Annotated in this window: 15 protein-coding genes; 4 read left to right on the top strand and 11 right to left on the bottom strand. The window is 61.4% G+C overall.

The window, feature by feature from the left end; all coding sequences use genetic code 11:
* Positions 1-8: 8 nt before the first annotated feature.
* Complete coding sequence (cysD, locus tag ABE456_RS01755) at positions 9-926, bottom strand: sulfate adenylyltransferase subunit CysD (protein WP_013974136.1); 918 nt, start codon at positions 924-926, stop codon at positions 9-11.
* Positions 927-1133: 207 nt separating this feature from the next.
* Entirely contained in the window at positions 1134-1892 is a 759-nt protein-coding gene (locus ABE456_RS01750; protein WP_346642453.1) for a Nif3-like dinuclear metal center hexameric protein, read from the bottom strand.
* Positions 1893-2060: 168 nt separating this feature from the next.
* On the opposite strand from ABE456_RS01750, the gene algW reads away from it, so the two are divergent.
* On the top strand, positions 2061-3221 hold the full coding sequence (algW, locus tag ABE456_RS01745) for a Do family serine endopeptidase AlgW (RefSeq protein WP_346642452.1): 1161 nt from the start codon (positions 2061-2063) through the stop codon (positions 3219-3221).
* Positions 3222-3413: 192 nt separating this feature from the next.
* On the opposite strand, the gene ABE456_RS01740 is transcribed toward algW, so the two are convergent.
* The 4 genes from ABE456_RS01740 to ABE456_RS01725 form a co-directional block, all read right to left on the bottom strand.
* A complete protein-coding gene (locus tag ABE456_RS01740) occupies positions 3414-4178 on the bottom strand; it encodes an amino acid ABC transporter ATP-binding protein (RefSeq protein WP_003251792.1) in 765 nt (254 codons plus the stop codon).
* Between the two features lie 10 nt (positions 4179-4188).
* Positions 4189-5286 (bottom strand): amino acid ABC transporter permease, encoded by a 1098-nt coding sequence (locus ABE456_RS01735; protein WP_346642451.1) that lies wholly within the window; start codon positions 5284-5286, stop codon positions 4189-4191.
* Positions 5287-5296: 10 nt separating this feature from the next.
* Complete coding sequence (locus ABE456_RS01730) at positions 5297-6475, bottom strand: amino acid ABC transporter permease (RefSeq protein WP_346642450.1); 1179 nt, start codon at positions 6473-6475, stop codon at positions 5297-5299.
* Positions 6476-6542: 67 nt separating this feature from the next.
* Complete coding sequence (locus ABE456_RS01725) at positions 6543-7571, bottom strand: amino acid ABC transporter substrate-binding protein (protein WP_346642449.1); 1029 nt, start codon at positions 7569-7571, stop codon at positions 6543-6545.
* Positions 7572-7902: 331 nt separating this feature from the next.
* Between ABE456_RS01725 and ABE456_RS01720 the strand changes: the two genes are divergently transcribed.
* Both ABE456_RS01720 and rhlB read left to right on the top strand, forming a co-directional pair.
* Positions 7903-8559, top strand: coding sequence for an alpha/beta fold hydrolase (locus tag ABE456_RS01720; RefSeq protein WP_346642448.1), 657 nt, complete (start codon positions 7903-7905; stop codon positions 8557-8559).
* A 101-nt stretch (positions 8560-8660) separates the two neighbouring features.
* The gene (gene rhlB, locus ABE456_RS01715) at positions 8661-10118 is read left to right on the top strand and encodes an ATP-dependent RNA helicase RhlB (RefSeq protein WP_346642447.1); all 1458 of its coding nucleotides are present in this window, start codon (positions 8661-8663) and stop codon (positions 10116-10118) included.
* A gap of 137 nt (positions 10119-10255) precedes the next feature.
* Here the strand turns inward: rhlB and moaE are convergent, their stop codons facing one another.
* From moaE to ABE456_RS01690, 5 genes are all read right to left on the bottom strand, one after another.
* Positions 10256-10702 (bottom strand): molybdopterin synthase catalytic subunit MoaE, encoded by a 447-nt coding sequence (gene moaE, locus ABE456_RS01710; RefSeq protein WP_070384329.1) that lies wholly within the window; start codon positions 10700-10702, stop codon positions 10256-10258.
* A gap of 2 nt (positions 10703-10704) precedes the next feature.
* Positions 10705-10950, bottom strand: coding sequence for a molybdopterin converting factor subunit 1 (moaD, locus tag ABE456_RS01705; protein ID WP_346642537.1), 246 nt, complete (start codon positions 10948-10950; stop codon positions 10705-10707).
* Positions 10950-11420 carry a cyclic pyranopterin monophosphate synthase MoaC gene (gene moaC, locus ABE456_RS01700; protein WP_346642446.1) on the bottom strand — a complete coding sequence of 157 codons (471 nt, stop codon included), beginning with the start codon at positions 11418-11420 and terminating at the stop codon, positions 10950-10952. The genes moaD and moaC overlap by 1 nt, the downstream gene beginning before the upstream one ends.
* A gap of 198 nt (positions 11421-11618) precedes the next feature.
* Positions 11619-13013: a PhoH family protein gene (locus ABE456_RS01695; RefSeq protein WP_346642445.1), complete on the bottom strand. Its 1395-nt coding sequence runs from the start codon at positions 13011-13013 to the stop codon at positions 11619-11621.
* Between the two features lie 281 nt (positions 13014-13294).
* Positions 13295-14422, bottom strand: a complete 1128-nt coding sequence (locus ABE456_RS01690; RefSeq protein WP_346642444.1) for a polysaccharide deacetylase family protein — start codon at positions 14420-14422, stop codon at positions 13295-13297.
* 137 nt (positions 14423-14559) lie between these two features.
* Here ABE456_RS01690 and yaaA point away from each other — a divergent pair, with 137 nt between their 5' ends.
* On the top strand, positions 14560-15339 hold the full coding sequence (gene yaaA, locus ABE456_RS01685; RefSeq protein ID WP_346642443.1) for a peroxide stress protein YaaA: 780 nt from the start codon (positions 14560-14562) through the stop codon (positions 15337-15339).
* Positions 15340-16188 lie beyond the last annotated feature (849 nt).

Genomic DNA, 16188 nt, shown 5'->3' with positions numbered 1-16188 from the left:
CCCTGAAATTAGAAGTAGCCTTGGCGTTTCTTGTCTTCCATGGAACCGGCGCCATCGTGGTCGATGACGCGGCCCTGGCGTTCGGACGTACGGGTCAGGAGCATTTCCTGAATGATGTCCGTCAGGGTCTCGGCTTCCGACTCCACAGCGCCCGTCAGCGGGTAGCAGCCGAGGGTACGGAAACGCACCTTCTTCTTGACGATGCGCGCTTTCTCTTCATCGGTGAGATGCTCGAGGATGCGTTCGTCGTCGATCATGATCAGGGTGCCGTTCTTCTCGATGACTTCACGCTCGGCGGCGAAGTACAGCGGCACGATCGGGATGCCTTCAAGGTAGATGTACTGCCAGATGTCCAGCTCGGTCCAGTTGGACAGCGGGAAGACGCGGATCGACTCGCCCTTGTTGACCTTGCCGTTGTACACGTTCCACAGCTCTGGGCGCTGGTTCTTCGGGTCCCAGCGGTGCTTGCTGTCACGGAACGAGTACACACGCTCCTTGGCCCGCGACTTCTCTTCGTCGCGGCGCGCGCCACCGAAAGCGGCGTCGAAACCATGCTTGTCCAGCGCCTGCTTCAGGCCCTGGGTCTTCATGATGTCGGTGTGCTTGGAGCTGCCATGGGTGAACGGGTTGATGCCCTGCGCCACACCCTCGGGGTTGACGTGGGTGATCAGCTCCAGGCCCATTTCCTCGACCATCTTGTCGCGGAAGCTGTACATCTCCTGGAATTTCCACTGGGTGTCGACGTGCATCACCGGGAACGGCAGTTTGCCTGGGAAGAAGGCCTTGCGCGCCAGGTGCAGCATCACGGCGGAATCCTTGCCGATCGAGTACAGCATCACCGGGTTGTCGAACTCGGCTGCCACCTCGCGGATGATGTGGATGCTCTCCGCCTCCAGCTGTTTCAAGTGCGTCAGTTTGTCGACCATGGCTACTCACGAAAAACGATCTTATGGACGGCCTGCGGGCCGTGTTCGAGCGAGCCACTTTATCACAGCGGCTTCTTCTATTTAGGAGGCTGGCTAGATCGAAAAAGTCTAACGATATGACTGGGGGTTTGGGCTGGAACGGGGCCGCTGTGCGGCCCATCGCCGGCAAGCCAGCTCCCACAGAGAACGAAGAAGGCTACACCGATGTCAGATCGGGTTCGGGCAATCGATGAACAGGTGCTCCACGGCAAACCGCCGTGCCAGGTAATCGCCCAGCGCCTGCACCCCATAGCGCTCAGTGGCATGGTGCCCGGCGGCGATGAAGCTGACCCCGTTCTCGCGGGCACTGTGATAGGTCTGCTCCGACGCCTCACCGGTGAGGTACAGGTCCACCCCCGCCGCAATCGCGGTGTCGATGTAGCCCTGCCCACCCCCGGTGCACCAACCAACCCGGCGGATCATCTCGTCGCCTTCCACCAGCAATGGCTCACGCCCCAGCACCTCCTGCACCCGCCGGGCAAAGTCGCGCGCGGTCATCGGCTCGGCTAACGAGCCGACCAACCCGACCACCTTGGGGTTCTCCGGGTCCAGCGGCCCTTCGACGGTGATATCCAATTGCCGCGCCAGCTGCACATTGTTGCCCACCTCCGGGTGTACATCCAGCGGCAGGTGGAACGCCAGCAGGCTGATATCGTTGTTCAGCAAGGTCTTCAGCCGACGCTGACGGATACCGGTGATGCAGGGGTTTTCGCCCTTCCAGAAGTAACCATGGTGCACCAGCACCAGGTCGGCCTCGGCCTCGACTGCGGCATCCAGCAACGCCTGGCTGGCGGTAACGCCGCTGACGATGCGGCTGACCTGCGGCCGGCCTTCGACTTGCAGGCCGTTTGGGCAATAATCCTGGATCTTCGCGCTGCCCAGGTAACGCTCGGCTTCCTCGACAAGGGTGTTGAGAGCGACGGCCATGAAAATCTCCTCGAAAACTGCGCTTTTCTCGGGCACAACGCCAATGGAACGCCCGTATAATGCCGGCCATTATGGGCCGTCGCCGGCACTGGGGGAACCGGTGTATGATCGCGCGCGCTCATGCCCCACTGCGCGGCCGCTGGCCCCCGCTCTTTCCAGGATTCGTTCATGTTCAAGGCTTTGCGTTACTTTGGCTGGCCCCTGCTTACCGGCGTACTGATCGCCATGCTGATCATCCAGCGCTTCCCGCAATGGGTCGGCTTGCCCAGCCAGGACGTCAACCTGCAACAAGCGCCGCAGACCACGCGGATCATGCAAGGCCCGGTGTCGTACGCCGACGCCGTGACCCTGGCTGCCCCTGCGGTGGTCAACCTGTACACCACCAAGGTGGTGAACAAGAGCGCCCACCCGCTGTTCGAAGACCCGCAATTCCGCCGCTTCTTTGGTGACAACCTGCCCAAGCAGCGCCGCTGGGAGTCGAGCCTGGGCTCGGCAGTGATCATGAGCCCCGAGGGCTACCTGCTGACCAACAACCACGTCACCAGCGGTGCAGACCAGATTGTCGTGGCCCTGAAGGATGGCCGCGAGACCTTGGCCCGGGTCATCGGCAGCGACCCGGAAACCGACCTGGCAGTGCTGAAGATCGACCTGAAGAGCCTGCCAGCGATCACCATCGGCCGCTCCGACAACATTCACATCGGCGACGTGTCACTGGCCATCGGCAACCCGTTCGGCGTCGGCCAGACCGTGACAATGGGCATCATCAGCGCCACCGGCCGCAACCAGCTGGGCCTGAACAACTACGAAGACTTCATCCAGACCGACGCGGCGATCAACCCAGGCAACTCCGGCGGCGCGCTGGTCGATGCCAATGGCAACCTGGTTGGCATCAACACGGCAATCTTCTCCAAGTCTGGCGGTTCGCAGGGCATCGGTTTTGCCATCCCGGTGAAACTGGCACTGGAGGTGATGAAGTCGATCGTCGAGCACGGCCAGGTAATCCGTGGCTGGCTGGGCATCGAGGTGCAGCCGCTGAGCCAGGAGCTGGCCGAATCGTTCGGCATGAAGGACCGCCCGGGCATCGTGGTGGCGGGTATCTTCCGCGAAGGGCCAGCGGCCAAGGCCGGGTTGCAACTTGGTGACGTGATCTTGAGCATCAACGGCGAACCGGCCGGCGACGGGCGCAAGTCGATGAACCAGGTGGCGCGGATCAAGCCCAACGAGAAGATCACCATCGAGGTGATGCGCAATGGGGAGCAGTTGAAGCTGATTGCCGAGGTGGGGCTGCGGCCGCCACCGGCGCCGGCAGTGGCCACAGAAGAGAAGTAACGCTGCAACCCAGGCTGTTCGCACCCTGTGGGAGCGGCCTTGCGTCGCGATGGGCCGCGTAGCGGACCCAGAAATGCAGCTTCGCAGCACATATCCCCGGGGCCGCTTTGCGGCCCTATCGCGACACAAGGCCGCTCCCACAGTTGATCGCGTCAGCAGTAGCAATGGGGCCGCAAAGCGGCCCCGGCTACATCAATGCAGGATCTGGCTGAGGAACAACTTGGTCCGGTCACTACGCGGCCGGTCGAAGAAGTCATCCGGCGCCGCCTGCTCCACGATCTCGCCCTTGTCCATGAAGATCACCCGGTTCGCCACGGTGCGGGCAAAGCCCATTTCGTGGGTTACGCAGAGCATGGTCATGCCATCCTCGGCCAGGCCTACCATGGTATCGAGTACTTCCTTGACCATTTCCGGGTCCAGCGCCGAGGTCGGTTCGTCGAACAGCATGATCTTTGGTTTCATGCACAACGCACGGGCAATCGCCACACGCTGCTGCTGGCCACCGGACAACTGCCCCGGGTACTTGTGCGCCTGCTCCGGAATACGCACCCGCTCCAGGTAGTGCATGGCAATTTCTTCGGCCTTGCGCCGCGGCATCTTGCGCACCCACATTGGTGCCAAGGTGCAGTTTTCCAGAATGCTCAGGTGCGGGAACAGGTTGAAGTGCTGGAACACCATGCCAACCTCGCGGCGGATCGCCTCGATCTGCTTGAGGTCGTTGGTCAGCTCCACGCCATCGACCACGATGCGCCCCTGCTGGTGTTCTTCCAGGCGGTTGAGGCAGCGGATGGTGGTGGACTTGCCCGAGCCGGACGGCCCGCACAGCACAATGCGCTCACCCTGGCGCACGTTCAGGTTGATGTCCTTGAGCACATGAAACTGGCCGTACCACTTGTTCACACCCTGCATCTGGATGATGCCTTCGGGGCCAGCAGGCTGCTTGATCGCTTCACTCATTTCCAAACTCCTAACGCTTGTGGCCAGTGTCCAGCTTGCGCTCCAGGTGCATGGAGTAGCGGGACATACCGAAACAGAAAATCCAGAACACCAGGGCGGCGAACACGTAGCCCTCGGTGGCCATGCCCAGCCAGGCCGGGTCGGCGGCGGCTTGCTTGACGCTGTTCAGCAGGTCGAACAGGCCGATGATGATCACCAGGCTGGTGTCCTTGAACAGGGCAATGAAGGTGTTGACGATGCCGGGGATCACCAGCTTGAGCGCCTGCGGCAAGATCACCAGGCCCATCGCCCGCCAGTAGCCCAGGCCCATGGCCGCGGCTGCTTCGTACTGGCCCTTGGGGATAGCCTGCAAGCCACCGCGCACCACTTCGGCGATGTATGCCGACTGGAACAGGATCACGCCGATCATCGCCCGCAGCAGTTTGTCGAAGCTCATGCCCTCAGGCAGGAACAACGGCAACATCACCGACGACATGAACAGCACGGTGATCAACGGCACACCACGCCAGAACTCGATGAAGGTCACGCATACCACCTTCACCGCCGGCATTCTCGAACGCCGCCCCAAGGCCAGCAGGATGCCCAGTGGCAAGGCGCCGACGATGCCCACGGTGGCGATCACCAAGGTCAGCATCAACCCGCCCCACTGGCTGGTCGGTACGTTCTCCAGGCCCAGGTAGCCCCCGTGCAGCAGGGTGTAGGCCAGCACCGGGTACAGCACCAGGAAGCCCAGGCCGTAAAAGGCCTTGCGCGGGAAGCGCTTGATGAACAGCGGCGCGGCGCCGAGCACGGCAAGCCACACGGTCAGGTCCACCCGCCAGCGCAGCTCGGCCGGGTAGTAGCCGTACATGAACTGGCCAAAGCGCTGCTGCACGAACACCCAGCAAGCGCCCTCCTTGGTGCAGTCGGCACGAGTGGTGCCGACCCAGTTGGCGTCGATCAACGCCCACTGCAGCAACGGCGGTACGATCAGCCACACCAGGTAGATGGCAAACAGGGTCAGCAGCGTGTTGAGCCAGCTGGAAAACAGATTGGCACGCATCCATGCGAGCACGCCGACGGTTTTCACCGGTGGCGGCATGTCGGGTTTGAAAACATGGGCATTCACGGGCGTATCCTCACCGCTCGATCAGCGCAATGCGCTTGTTGTACCAGTTCATCAGCAGCGAAATGCTGATGCTGATGGCGAGATAAACACTCATGGTGATGGCGATCACCTCGATGGCCTGGCCGGTCTGGTTGAGCACGGTACCGGCGAACAGCGAGACCATCTCCGGGTAGCCGATACCGGCCGCCAGCGACGAGTTCTTCGCCAGGTTCAGGTACTGGCTGGTCAGCGGCGGAATGATCACCCGCAGTGCCTGGGGGATGATCACCTTGCGCAGGGTCGGGCCCTCGCGCAGGCCCAGCGAACGCGCGGCCTCGGTCTGGCCATGGCTGACCGAACGGATACCGGAACGCACGATCTCGGCGATGAAGGCTGCCGTATAGATAGTCAGCGCCAAGGTCAACGCCAGCAGTTCTGGGATCAGTACCCAACCACCAACGAAGTTGAAACCCTTGAGCTGCGGCACTTCCCAGGTCACCGGGCTGCCGAACAACAGCACGCTCAGGCCTGGAATGGCGACCAGCAGCGCCAGCCCCACCCAGAACTTGTGGAACGGCACGCCGGTCTCGTCGAAGCGTTTATTGGCGAAACGCACCATCACGGCAATCGCGGCAATTGCCACCGCCAAGGCCACCATGAAAGGCCAGAAGCCGTCGGCCATCGACGCACCAGGCATGTTCAGGCCCCGGTTGCTGATGAAGAAGGTGTCTTCGATATTGATGCTGCCCCGCGGTCCTGGCAGGGTCAGGAACACGGCGAAGTACCAGAACAGGATCTGCAACAGCGGCGGGATGTTGCGGAAGGTTTCCACATACACGGTCGCCAGCTTGTTGATCATCCAGTTCGGCGACAACCGCGCCACGCCGATGATGAAGCCGAGGAGGGTCGCCAGTACCACGCCAATGAAGGTTACCAGCAGCGTGTTGAGCAGGCCGATGACGAACACCCGCGCATAGCTGTCGGACTCCACGTAGGGGATCAGGTGCTGGGCGATGCCAAAGCCGGCACTGCGCTCGAGGAAGTCGAAGCCCGAGGTGATACCCCGGTGCTGCAGGTTGGTTTGCGTGTTGTGGAACAGGTACCAGCCCAGACCGACCACGAACACGATCGTGAGAATCTGGAACAGCCACGCGCGCACACGTGGATCGCTCAGGGATAACCCCTTTTGTGCGCCGATTCGATTTTGCATGAAGTGCCCCGGAAAGTAGGGTTCCGAACAACCTGCGGCGGCGGGATGCCGCCGCAGGGTGCAACCATCAGCGCACAGGTGGCGCGTACTGGATGCCGCCGTTGTTCCACAGGGCGTTCATGCCACGGTCGATCTTCAGGTCGGTGCTCTGGCCCAGGTTCTTCTCGAACACTTCGCCGTAGTTGCCGACTTGCTTGACGATCTGCACTACCCAGTCCTTGGGCAGCTTGAGGTCCTTGCCGTACTCGCCATCCGCACCCAGCAGGCGGGCGACGTCCGGGTTCTTGGTGGATTTGGCTTCAGCCTCGACGTTCTTCGAGGTGATGCCCGCCTCTTCGGCGTTGAGCATGGCGAACAGGGTCCACTTGACGATGCTGAACCACTCTTCGTCGCCTTTGCGCACCACCGGGCCCAGTGGCTCCTTGGAAATGGTTTCTGGCAGCACTACATAGTCAGTCGGCGCGGCCAGCTTGGAACGCTGGGCGAACAGCTGCGACTTGTCCGAGGTCAGCACGTCGCAACGGCCCGATTCCAGCGACTTGGCGCTCTCGTCGGATGTGTCAAAGGTGATCGGGGTGTACTTCAGGCCATTGGCGCGGAAGAAGTCCGAAACGTTCAGCTCGGTGGTAGTACCGGCCTGGATGCAGATGGTCGCGCCATCGAGCTCCTTGGCGCTGGAAACCCCCAGCTTCTTGTTGACCAGGAAGCCGACGCCGTCATAGTAGGTAACACCGGCGAACACCAGGCCCATGCCGGCATCGCGCGAGCTGGTCCAGGTGGTGTTGCGCGACAGCACGTCGACTTCGCCAGATTGCAGTGCGGTGAAGCGTTCCTTGGCGTTGAGCTGGCTGAACTTGACCTTGCTGGCGTCGCCGAACACGGCGGCGGCCACGGCGCGGCAGACATCGGCGTCGATACCGACGATCTTGCCCTGCGCATCAGGTACCGAGAAGCCTGGAAGACCGTCGCTCACGCCACACTGGACGAAGCCCTTCTTCTTTACCGCATCGAGGGTGGCGCCGGCCTGGGCGGTGCTAACGGCGCCCAGTGCGGCGGCAGCGGTGAGGACTGCCAGGGTGGTTTTCAACATCTTCATTCACAACCTCCAAATCGCTCTTGTTGTATCGAGCCGGAATTGCACCGCACCCTTTTGAGGCATATCCGACCCGTATTGGCTTGTTATTGGGTCAATGGCGCAATGGGCTGTTCTGTGACAGCCTTCGCGTGCAAAGGGTGTTACCGTCACGGCCTGCCCTTTGCATCGAAGGTTGAATTGCAAAGCGCGTACCAAATTTTCTGGCTGTAGCGTTTAAGCGCTCGTCAAGTAGGGAAAGTTGTATCGTTGCGACATTCTTTTTCCGACAATCATTTGCAGCGCCTTCTTTTCACGCACGCCATAACAAGACCCGCACACTTTCGGAGCAGTCATGACCAACCCGCTGATTCTCGAACCGCAGAAAACCGCTGACGCCTGTGTGATCTGGTTGCACGGTCTGGGGGCCGACCGTTACGACTTCCTACCGGTTGCCGAATTCATGCAGGAGCGCCTGCTCAGCACCCGCTTCATCATGCCCCAGGCGCCAACCCGCCCGGTGACCATCAATGGCGGCTACGCCATGCCCAGCTGGTATGACATCAAGGCCATGACCCCGGCCCGCGCCATCGACGAAGCGCAGCTGGAAGAGTCGGCCGAGCAGGTGGTTGCCCTGATCAAGGCCGAGCAAGCCAAGGGCGTCAGCCTGTCGCGGATCTTCCTCGCCGGCTTCTCTCAGGGCGGCGCGGTGGTGCTGCACACTGCTTATATAAAGTGGCAGGAAGCACTGGGCGGGGTCATCGCCCTGTCCACCTATGCCCCGACCTTCAACGACCAGCATCAGCTGAGCGCCTGCCAGCAACGCACCCCGGCCCTGTGCCTGCACGGCGTGCACGACCCGGTGGTGATCCCTTCCATGGGCCGCACCGCCTTCGAGTACCTGAACACCTGGGGCGTTGCTGCCCGCTGGCACGAATACCCAATGGAACACGAGGTGGTGGTCGAAGAGTTGAGCGACATCCACGACTGGCTGGCAAAGCAACTTCAATAAGCCAAGGCCGCCTGTAGTTGTAAGGCTATTCCACTACGCCGCGCCCGAATCTTGCATTACACTGCCCGGCGTACATTCCTTAACCAGTTGATGAGACGATCGTGCTCAAGGCACTCAAGAAAATATTCGGCAAGGGAGACGCCGCGCCACAGGCCGTCGCTCCTGCTGCCAGCGTGACGCCGCCTGCGCCCGCGCCCGAGGCGCGGCCTGTGCCACAACCGGCCGCTCCGCACGCCACCCCAGCCCCCCAGGCTGAACAACCTGACGCCGCCAAGCCACCTGCCGACAAACCGGCCAGTGGCAAACCGCGTCGCGAGCGCAAGCCCAAACCGCAGGCCAGCCTGTGGAAACCGGAAGACTTCGTGGTCGAGCCGCAGGAAGGCAAGACCCGCTTCCACGACTTCAAGCTGTCCAACGAGCTGATGCACGCCATCCACGACCTGGGCTTCCCGTACTGCACGCCGATCCAGGCGCAGGTGCTGGGTTACACCCTGCGTGGCCAGGACGCCATCGGCCGGGCCCAGACCGGTACCGGCAAGACAGCGGCGTTCCTGATTTCGATCATTTCCCAGCTGCAGCAGACGCCACCGCCCAAAGAGCGCTACATGGGTGAGCCACGTGCGCTGATCATCGCGCCGACCCGCGAACTGGTGGTGCAAATCGCCAAGGACGCCATCGCCCTGACCAAGTACACCGGCCTGAACGTGATGAGCTTCGTCGGCGGCATGGACTTCGACAAGCAGCTCAAGGCCCTGGAAGCACGCCACTGCGACATCCTGGTGGCCACCCCAGGCCGCCTGCTGGACTTCAACCAGCGCGGCGAGGTGCACCTGGACATGGTCGAGGTGATGGTGCTGGACGAAGCCGACCGCATGCTCGACATGGGCTTCATCCCGCAAGTGCGCCAGATCATTCGCCAGACGCCGCCGAAAAGCGAGCGCCAGACCCTGCTATTCTCCGCCACCTTCACCGACGACGTGATGAACCTGGCCAAGCAGTGGACCACCAACCCGGCCATCGTCGAGATCGAGCCGGAGAACGTGGCCAGCGAAACGGTCGAGCAGCACGTATATGCGGTGGCCGGCAGCGACAAGTACAAGCTGCTGTACAACCTGGTGACCCAGAACAAGTGGGAACGGGTGATGGTGTTCGCCAACCGCAAGGACGAAGTGCGGCGCATCGAAGAAAAACTGGTGCGCGACGGTATCAATGCCGCCCAGCTGTCGGGCGATGTGCCGCAGCACAAGCGTATCCGCACCCTTGAAAGCTTCCGCGAAGGGCGCATTACCGTGCTGGTAGCCACCGACGTGGCCGGGCGCGGCATTCACATCGATGGCATCAGCCACGTGATCAACTTCACCCTGCCGGAAGACCCGGACGACTACGTGCACCGCATTGGCCGTACCGGGCGTGCCGGGGCTGAAGGCGTGTCGATCAGCTTTGCCGGGGAAGATGATTCTTATCAACTGCCAGCAATCGAAGAGTTGCTGGGGCGCAAGATCAAGTGCGAAATGCCGCCGGATGAGCTGCTCAAGCCGGTGCCCCGTAAACACCACTGATGCCGGGGCTGCTTTGCAGCCCAATCGCCGGCAAGCCAGCTCCCACAGGTACTCCACAGGTTTCGGAAACTGCGCAGTACCTGTGGGAGCGGGTTTACCCGCGAACCGGGGCAAAGCCCAGGCCATCAATCACATAACTACCAGCGCCCCGCCGCATCCTGGTCGCTCTGCTTGCCTTCCACCCACCTAGGCCCTTCCTGGGTATTTTCCTTCTTCCAGAACGGCGCCCGGGTCTTCAGGTAGTCCATGATGAAATTGCAGGCATCGAACGCTGCCTGCCGATGGGCACTGGCCACGCCGACGAACACGATCGGCTCGCCCGGTTCCAGCGCTCCGATGCGGTGCAGCACCTCTACCTTGAGCAACGGCCAGCGCTGCTCGGCCTCGACCACGATCTTGGCCAGGGCCTTTTCGGTCATGCCCGGATAATGCTCAAGGAACATCCCCGCCACTTCCCGGCCATCGTTGAAATCACGCACATAGCCAACAAAACCGACCACCGCGCCCACGCCAACGTTGGCCGCGTGCATGGCATTGGTCTCGGCCCCAGGGTCGAACGCGCCTTCCTGCACTCGCACTGCCATGTTCAGCCTCCGGTCACCGGCGGGAAGAACGCCACTTCATCGCCCTCTTCCAGCGGCTCATCGAGCTTGCACAGCTCTTCGTTGCGCGCGCACATCAGGTTCTGTTCGGCCAGCAGTTCATACTGCCCACCCTTGCCCAACAAGGCCTGACGCACATCGTCGACAACCTTGAACTCACCCTCTACACGCTCGGCATCCACGCCCAGCAGCTCGCGGTAGCGGGCGAAATACATCACCTTGACCTTCATCACGCCTGCACCTTGTAGTGGCCGCTCTTGCCGCCCAGTTTTTCCAGCAGGCGCACCTGTTCGATGACCATGCCTTTATCCACAGCCTTGCACATGTCATAGATGGTCAGCGCCGCAACGCTGGCAGCGGTCAGCGCTTCCATCTCCACACCGGTCTGCCCGGCAAGCTTGCAGCGGGCGACGATACGTATGGCGTCCTGGCCCTCGGCGCTGAGCTCGACCTTGACGCTGGTCAGCATCAGCGGGTGGCACAGCGGGATCAGGTCGCTGGTCTTTTTCGCCGCCTGGATCCCGGCAATGCGCGCCACGGCGAACACGTCGCCCTTGGGGTGTTCGCCGTCGACGATCATCTGCAAGGTCTGCGGCAACATGCGAACACGTGCCTCGGCGGTGGCCTCGCGCTCGGTCACGGCCTTTTCAGTGACGTCGACCATGTTGGCCCGCCCCTGGGAATCAAGATGTGTCAGCACTGCTCTGCTCCTGTGAAGGGAACCTGCAGTGTAAACCTGTGGGTCAGGTTTGAGCAGAGGGATGCGTCAACTGGGCCGGCCTCTTCGCGGGTAAACCCGCTCCCACAGATACCGCGCTGCCCTCAGGTTTTACGCTGTACCTGTGGGAGCGGGCTTACCCGCGAAGAGGCCGGGCGGCGAACCGCCCGGCGGGGAAGGTTACAGATGCGACTCGGCGTACTCGGCCAGCACCGAGCGTGGTACGCCCTGCAGGGTGATGTGCACGCCATGGGGGAAGTCCTTGAAACGCTCGGTCAGGTAGGTAAGGCCCGAGCTGGTCGCGGACAGGTAGGGGGTGTCGATCTGCGCCAGGTTACCCAGGCAGACCACCTTGGACCCGGAGCCGGCACGGGTGATGATGGTTTTCATCTGGTGCGGCGTCAGGTTCTGGCACTCGTCGATCAGGATCAGGCTCTGCTGGAAGCTGCGGCCACGGATGTAGTTCAGCGACTTGAACTGCAACGGCACGCGCTCGAGGATGTACTCGACGCTGCCATGGGTGCTTTCGTCATCCATGTGCAAGGCTTCGAGGTTGTCGGTGATGGCACCCAGCCATGGCTCCATCTTCTCTGCTTCGGTACCCGGCAGGAAGCCGATCTCCTGGTCCAGCCCCTGCACGCTGCGGGTGGCGATGATGCGCCGGTAGCGCTTGCTGACCATGGTCTGCTCGATGGCTGCAGCCAGGGCCAGGATGGTTTTACCGGATCCGGCAGCACCGGTCAGGTTGACTAGGTGGATATCCGGGTCGAGCAGGGCGAACAGCGCCAGGCTCTGATGGATGTCGCGCGGTTTCAAGCCCCATGCTTCCTGGTGCAGCAGTGGCTCCTGGTGCAGGTCGAGCAGCAGCAGCTCATCGTTGCGGATGCCCTTGATCCAACCGACAAAGCCCTGCTCATCGATGATGAACTCGTTGACGTGAACTGCGGGCAGGTTGTCGATCATTTGCACGCGGTGCCAGGTACGGCCACGCTCCTGCCGGGTATCGACCTTGCTGACCCGGTCCCAGAATGAGCCGGTTACCGAATGGTAGCCCTTGGACAGCAAGGACACGTCATCCACCAACTGGTCGGTGCTGTAGTCCTCGGCCGCGATGCCACAAGCGCGCGCCTTCAGGCGCATGTTGATGTCTTTGGTCACCAGCACCACGTCCAGGTCGGTGCGCCGGCTGCGTACTTCGAGCAAGGTGTTGATGATAATGTTGTCGTTGAGGTTTTCCGGCAGCAACTTGCTGGGTTCGTTGCGCGGGCTCATCAGGATCGACAGGAAGCCCTTGGGCCCGCTCTTGTTGCGCTGGATCGGCACGCCCTGCTCGACATCGCTGGGCGAGGCGTCACCGAGGGTCTGGTCGATCAAACGGATGGCCTGGCGGCACTCGGCGGCGATGGTCTGTTTACCGGTCTTGAGCTTGTCGAGTTCCTCCAGCACCGTCATCGGGATGGCAACGTGATGCTCCTCGAAGTTGAGTAATGCGTTGGGGTCGTGAATCAGGACGTTGGTATCGAGCACATAGAGGATTGGCTTGCTGGAGGAAGGGTTGCGTCCTTGGTCATCCATACTCGGTCACCTTATGTCGAAGCCACACGGCACGGTCTGCTGCGCCGCAAAGTGACTGCCGTGCTCCCCGTATCCGCGTTGCTACGGGCGGGAAGTGAACCTGGCAAGGTGGGCCTGGATGACGCCACCTGTGCTGCAGGAATCGGCTGTCTGGTTTCTTCATACCGCAAAAACCATGACCAAAAAAAGCATTTTTACGAGAATTTGAAGTTTATTTTTCCGATTGACGAAGAGGCCTTGGCGGCAAAGCCAGAGGGGACTACGCTCAGAAGTCATACCCTCTATTCGCGATAAGCATATTCGCGGCAATCCGCCCAGCCGATGCCACTCTGGGCGGTATTGCGCAGCAACCACTCCAGCGCCGGTTGGGCCTTGGGCTGGCTGTCATGCATCTGGATCACGCCCTTGCGCCACAGCAGCATCAGGGTCAGCACCCGCTGCGCCGAGGCCTCTGCACTCAATGCGCCATCGTCCTGGGCATCGATATCCCACAACGACACCCGCAACTGCTGGCTGGCCATGAACGCCTCGCCATCGGCCCGGCGCTGGCCATAAGGCGGCCGGAACAGCGGTACATATTGCTGCGGCAAGTCGGCCTGCACCCGCGCCTGGCTACGCCGCAGCGAGTCCTGCCAGCCCGTCCACTGCGCATGGGAGCGGTATTCCCAGCCCTGGATGCCCACGCACTGCCTGCCATAGAGCTGGCGCAGCGCGTTCGCCGCGCCGGCGTCGCGGCGTTGCTGCAAGCGGTTGCCGAGTACGAAGAACATGCCTTCAAGCTTTTGCCGGCGCAGGTATTCGGCCAGTGAGTCGGTACTGCCGGCATCAGGCCCCGGCCCACCGACGAAGGTCAGCAGGAACATGCGGTCGTTCAGTTCATCACCATTACGCTCGCGCGAGGACAGCCGCTCCACCTCACTGCTGGTCTGCGGCAGTAACGCAGCCTTGCGCAGCTGTTCATCCAGGTAGCGCGCATGGAACTGGTGGCTTGGCTCGATCCAGCCGGTATAAAACGTGCCGACATCAGTAGCGAACGTCGCCGCCTGCGTGCGCAAATCCGCCATTGAAGTTACCGGATAGCAAAACGACGCATCCTGCTCGCAACTGCGTTGCGCCTGCTGGTACCCCTCCCACAAACGCTGCCACATGTGTGCCCGCACTTGGCGAACCTTCTGCAGGTTGATCTGCCGCAACCCCACCCGCGCCGCCAACGCCGCATCGTCCAGCAGCTCGCTTTCATGCAGCGCCTGGGCGAACGAGAGGATTTCGGCCCGCGAAGCCACATCGAACAGCGCCGGGCTGTCCAGCTTCTCGGGCCACAGGCTGCGGTCCATGCTGACTTGTGGTGATGGGGCGGCTTGCACGGCCAGGCTCAGCAGAGCGGCCAGCAAGGCAGGGGCGATGCGCACGGTTGAAGGCTCCGCAACGGCAAAACGCGCACTATAGCGCCTGTACCGGCCATGGTCTGTGACTATCGTCGCCATAGTTTGGACTTGCACCGCACAGCCCGTAGAATCCCCGGCCAACGATGCCAGGAGCCGACCCGATGCTGACGGTGATTTCCCCCGCCAAGACCCTCGACTACGACACCAAGCCTGTGACCGAGCGTTTCACCTTGCCCCAGTACCTGGACGACTCCCAGGAACTGATCCAGCAGCTGCGCGAGCTGTCGCCAGCGCAGATCAGCGAGCTGATGCACCTGTCCGACAAGCTCGCCGGCCTGAATGCCGCGCGCTTTGGCAGCTGGACCCCGGACTTTACCCCGGCCAATGCCAAGCAAGCGCTGTTGGCATTCAAGGGTGACGTGTACACCGGCCTCGACGCCGAGAGCCTGGGCGAGGACGACTTCAGCTACGCGCAAGGCCACCTGCGCATGCTTTCGGGCCTGTACGGCCTGCTGCGCCCGCTCGACCTGATGCAGCCTTACCGCCTGGAAATGGGTACCAAGCTGGCCAACGCCCGCGGCAAGGACCTGTATGCCTTCTGGGGCACGCGCATCAGCGAATGGTTGAACCAGGCCCTGGCCGACCAGGGTGATGACGTGCTGCTGAACCTGGCCAGCAACGAGTACTTCAGCGCGGTAAAACGCAGTGCCCTGAAGGCCCGGGTGATCAACGTCGACTTCAAGGACCTGAAGAACGGCCAGTACAAGATCATCAGCTTCTACGCCAAGAAAGCCCGCGGCATGATGAGCCGCTTCGTCATCCAGCAGCGCATCAGCGACCCGGAGCAGCTCAAGCAGTTCGATGTGCAGGGCTACTACTACAGTGCCGAGCAGTCCAAGGCAGACCACCTGGTGTTTCTGCGCGATCATCCCACCGAGTAAGCCTGACAGGTCCTCTTCGCGGCTAAAGCCGCTCCCACAGGTATTGCGCTGGCTTCGGGTTCTCCCGAACCTGTGGGAGCAGGTTTACCCGCGAACACCGGCAAAGCCGGTGCCATCCACCGTGCCCGCGAAGAGGCCAGTAGCCACGATACCCCCTCCCGCCCTGCAACAGGGCAAGCTTCAAATTGCCATTACGACATAAATCCGACGCCAAAAATCCAGCACACCTACCTTTATCGCCAAACGCCATAAGACCGTTCATAGCTTTTTTGACGAATTTTGAAAAATATTTTTCGATGCTGGCATAAAAACATCTCGCAACAGTTTCGTCCTTTATATATAGGGGCAAAACACCCACGTGCTATCAGATTGAAATTGCCCACCTCTGAATAAATATTTAGAAATCTTTCATCCGGGTGAAACTCACTCAGGAACTTCTCATACGGCCAACCGCTCATAGTGCCGTAACGATTTTCCTGCCTGCGGGCTGTGAGAGATGACTTACAGATGACAACGGCAGGTATCCACTACCCGCTTAGGTAACTTCGACAGGCATCACGGGTTCCCCCGAAAGCCCTGTCCACGCAGGAGAGACGCGTCCCTTACAATTCGTCCTAGTGGTTGATTTCAAAGGATTTTTCCACTTGAAAAAACAAGCACAGCAACGCGCCAAGTAGCGCTTTGCAATAAAGACGGCTGCATTCCAGGGCACGTTTTTTAATTAATGGCTATTTACTGCCACATTTGAGTGCATAACTTTTGCGCTCCGGATTTATTTTGCCTGCGCTCGGCGAAGTGTGCTTTCGCCATGGATCCGTGCGCCCGAAAACTGTTGTTAATCAACCCAGC

This window comes from Pseudomonas sp. TWI929 (assembly GCF_039673335.1).
GTDB lineage: Bacteria > Pseudomonadota > Gammaproteobacteria > Pseudomonadales > Pseudomonadaceae > Aquipseudomonas.
The sequence above is the reverse complement of the archived record's forward strand: the minus strand, read 5'-3'. Positions and strand labels throughout refer to the sequence as shown.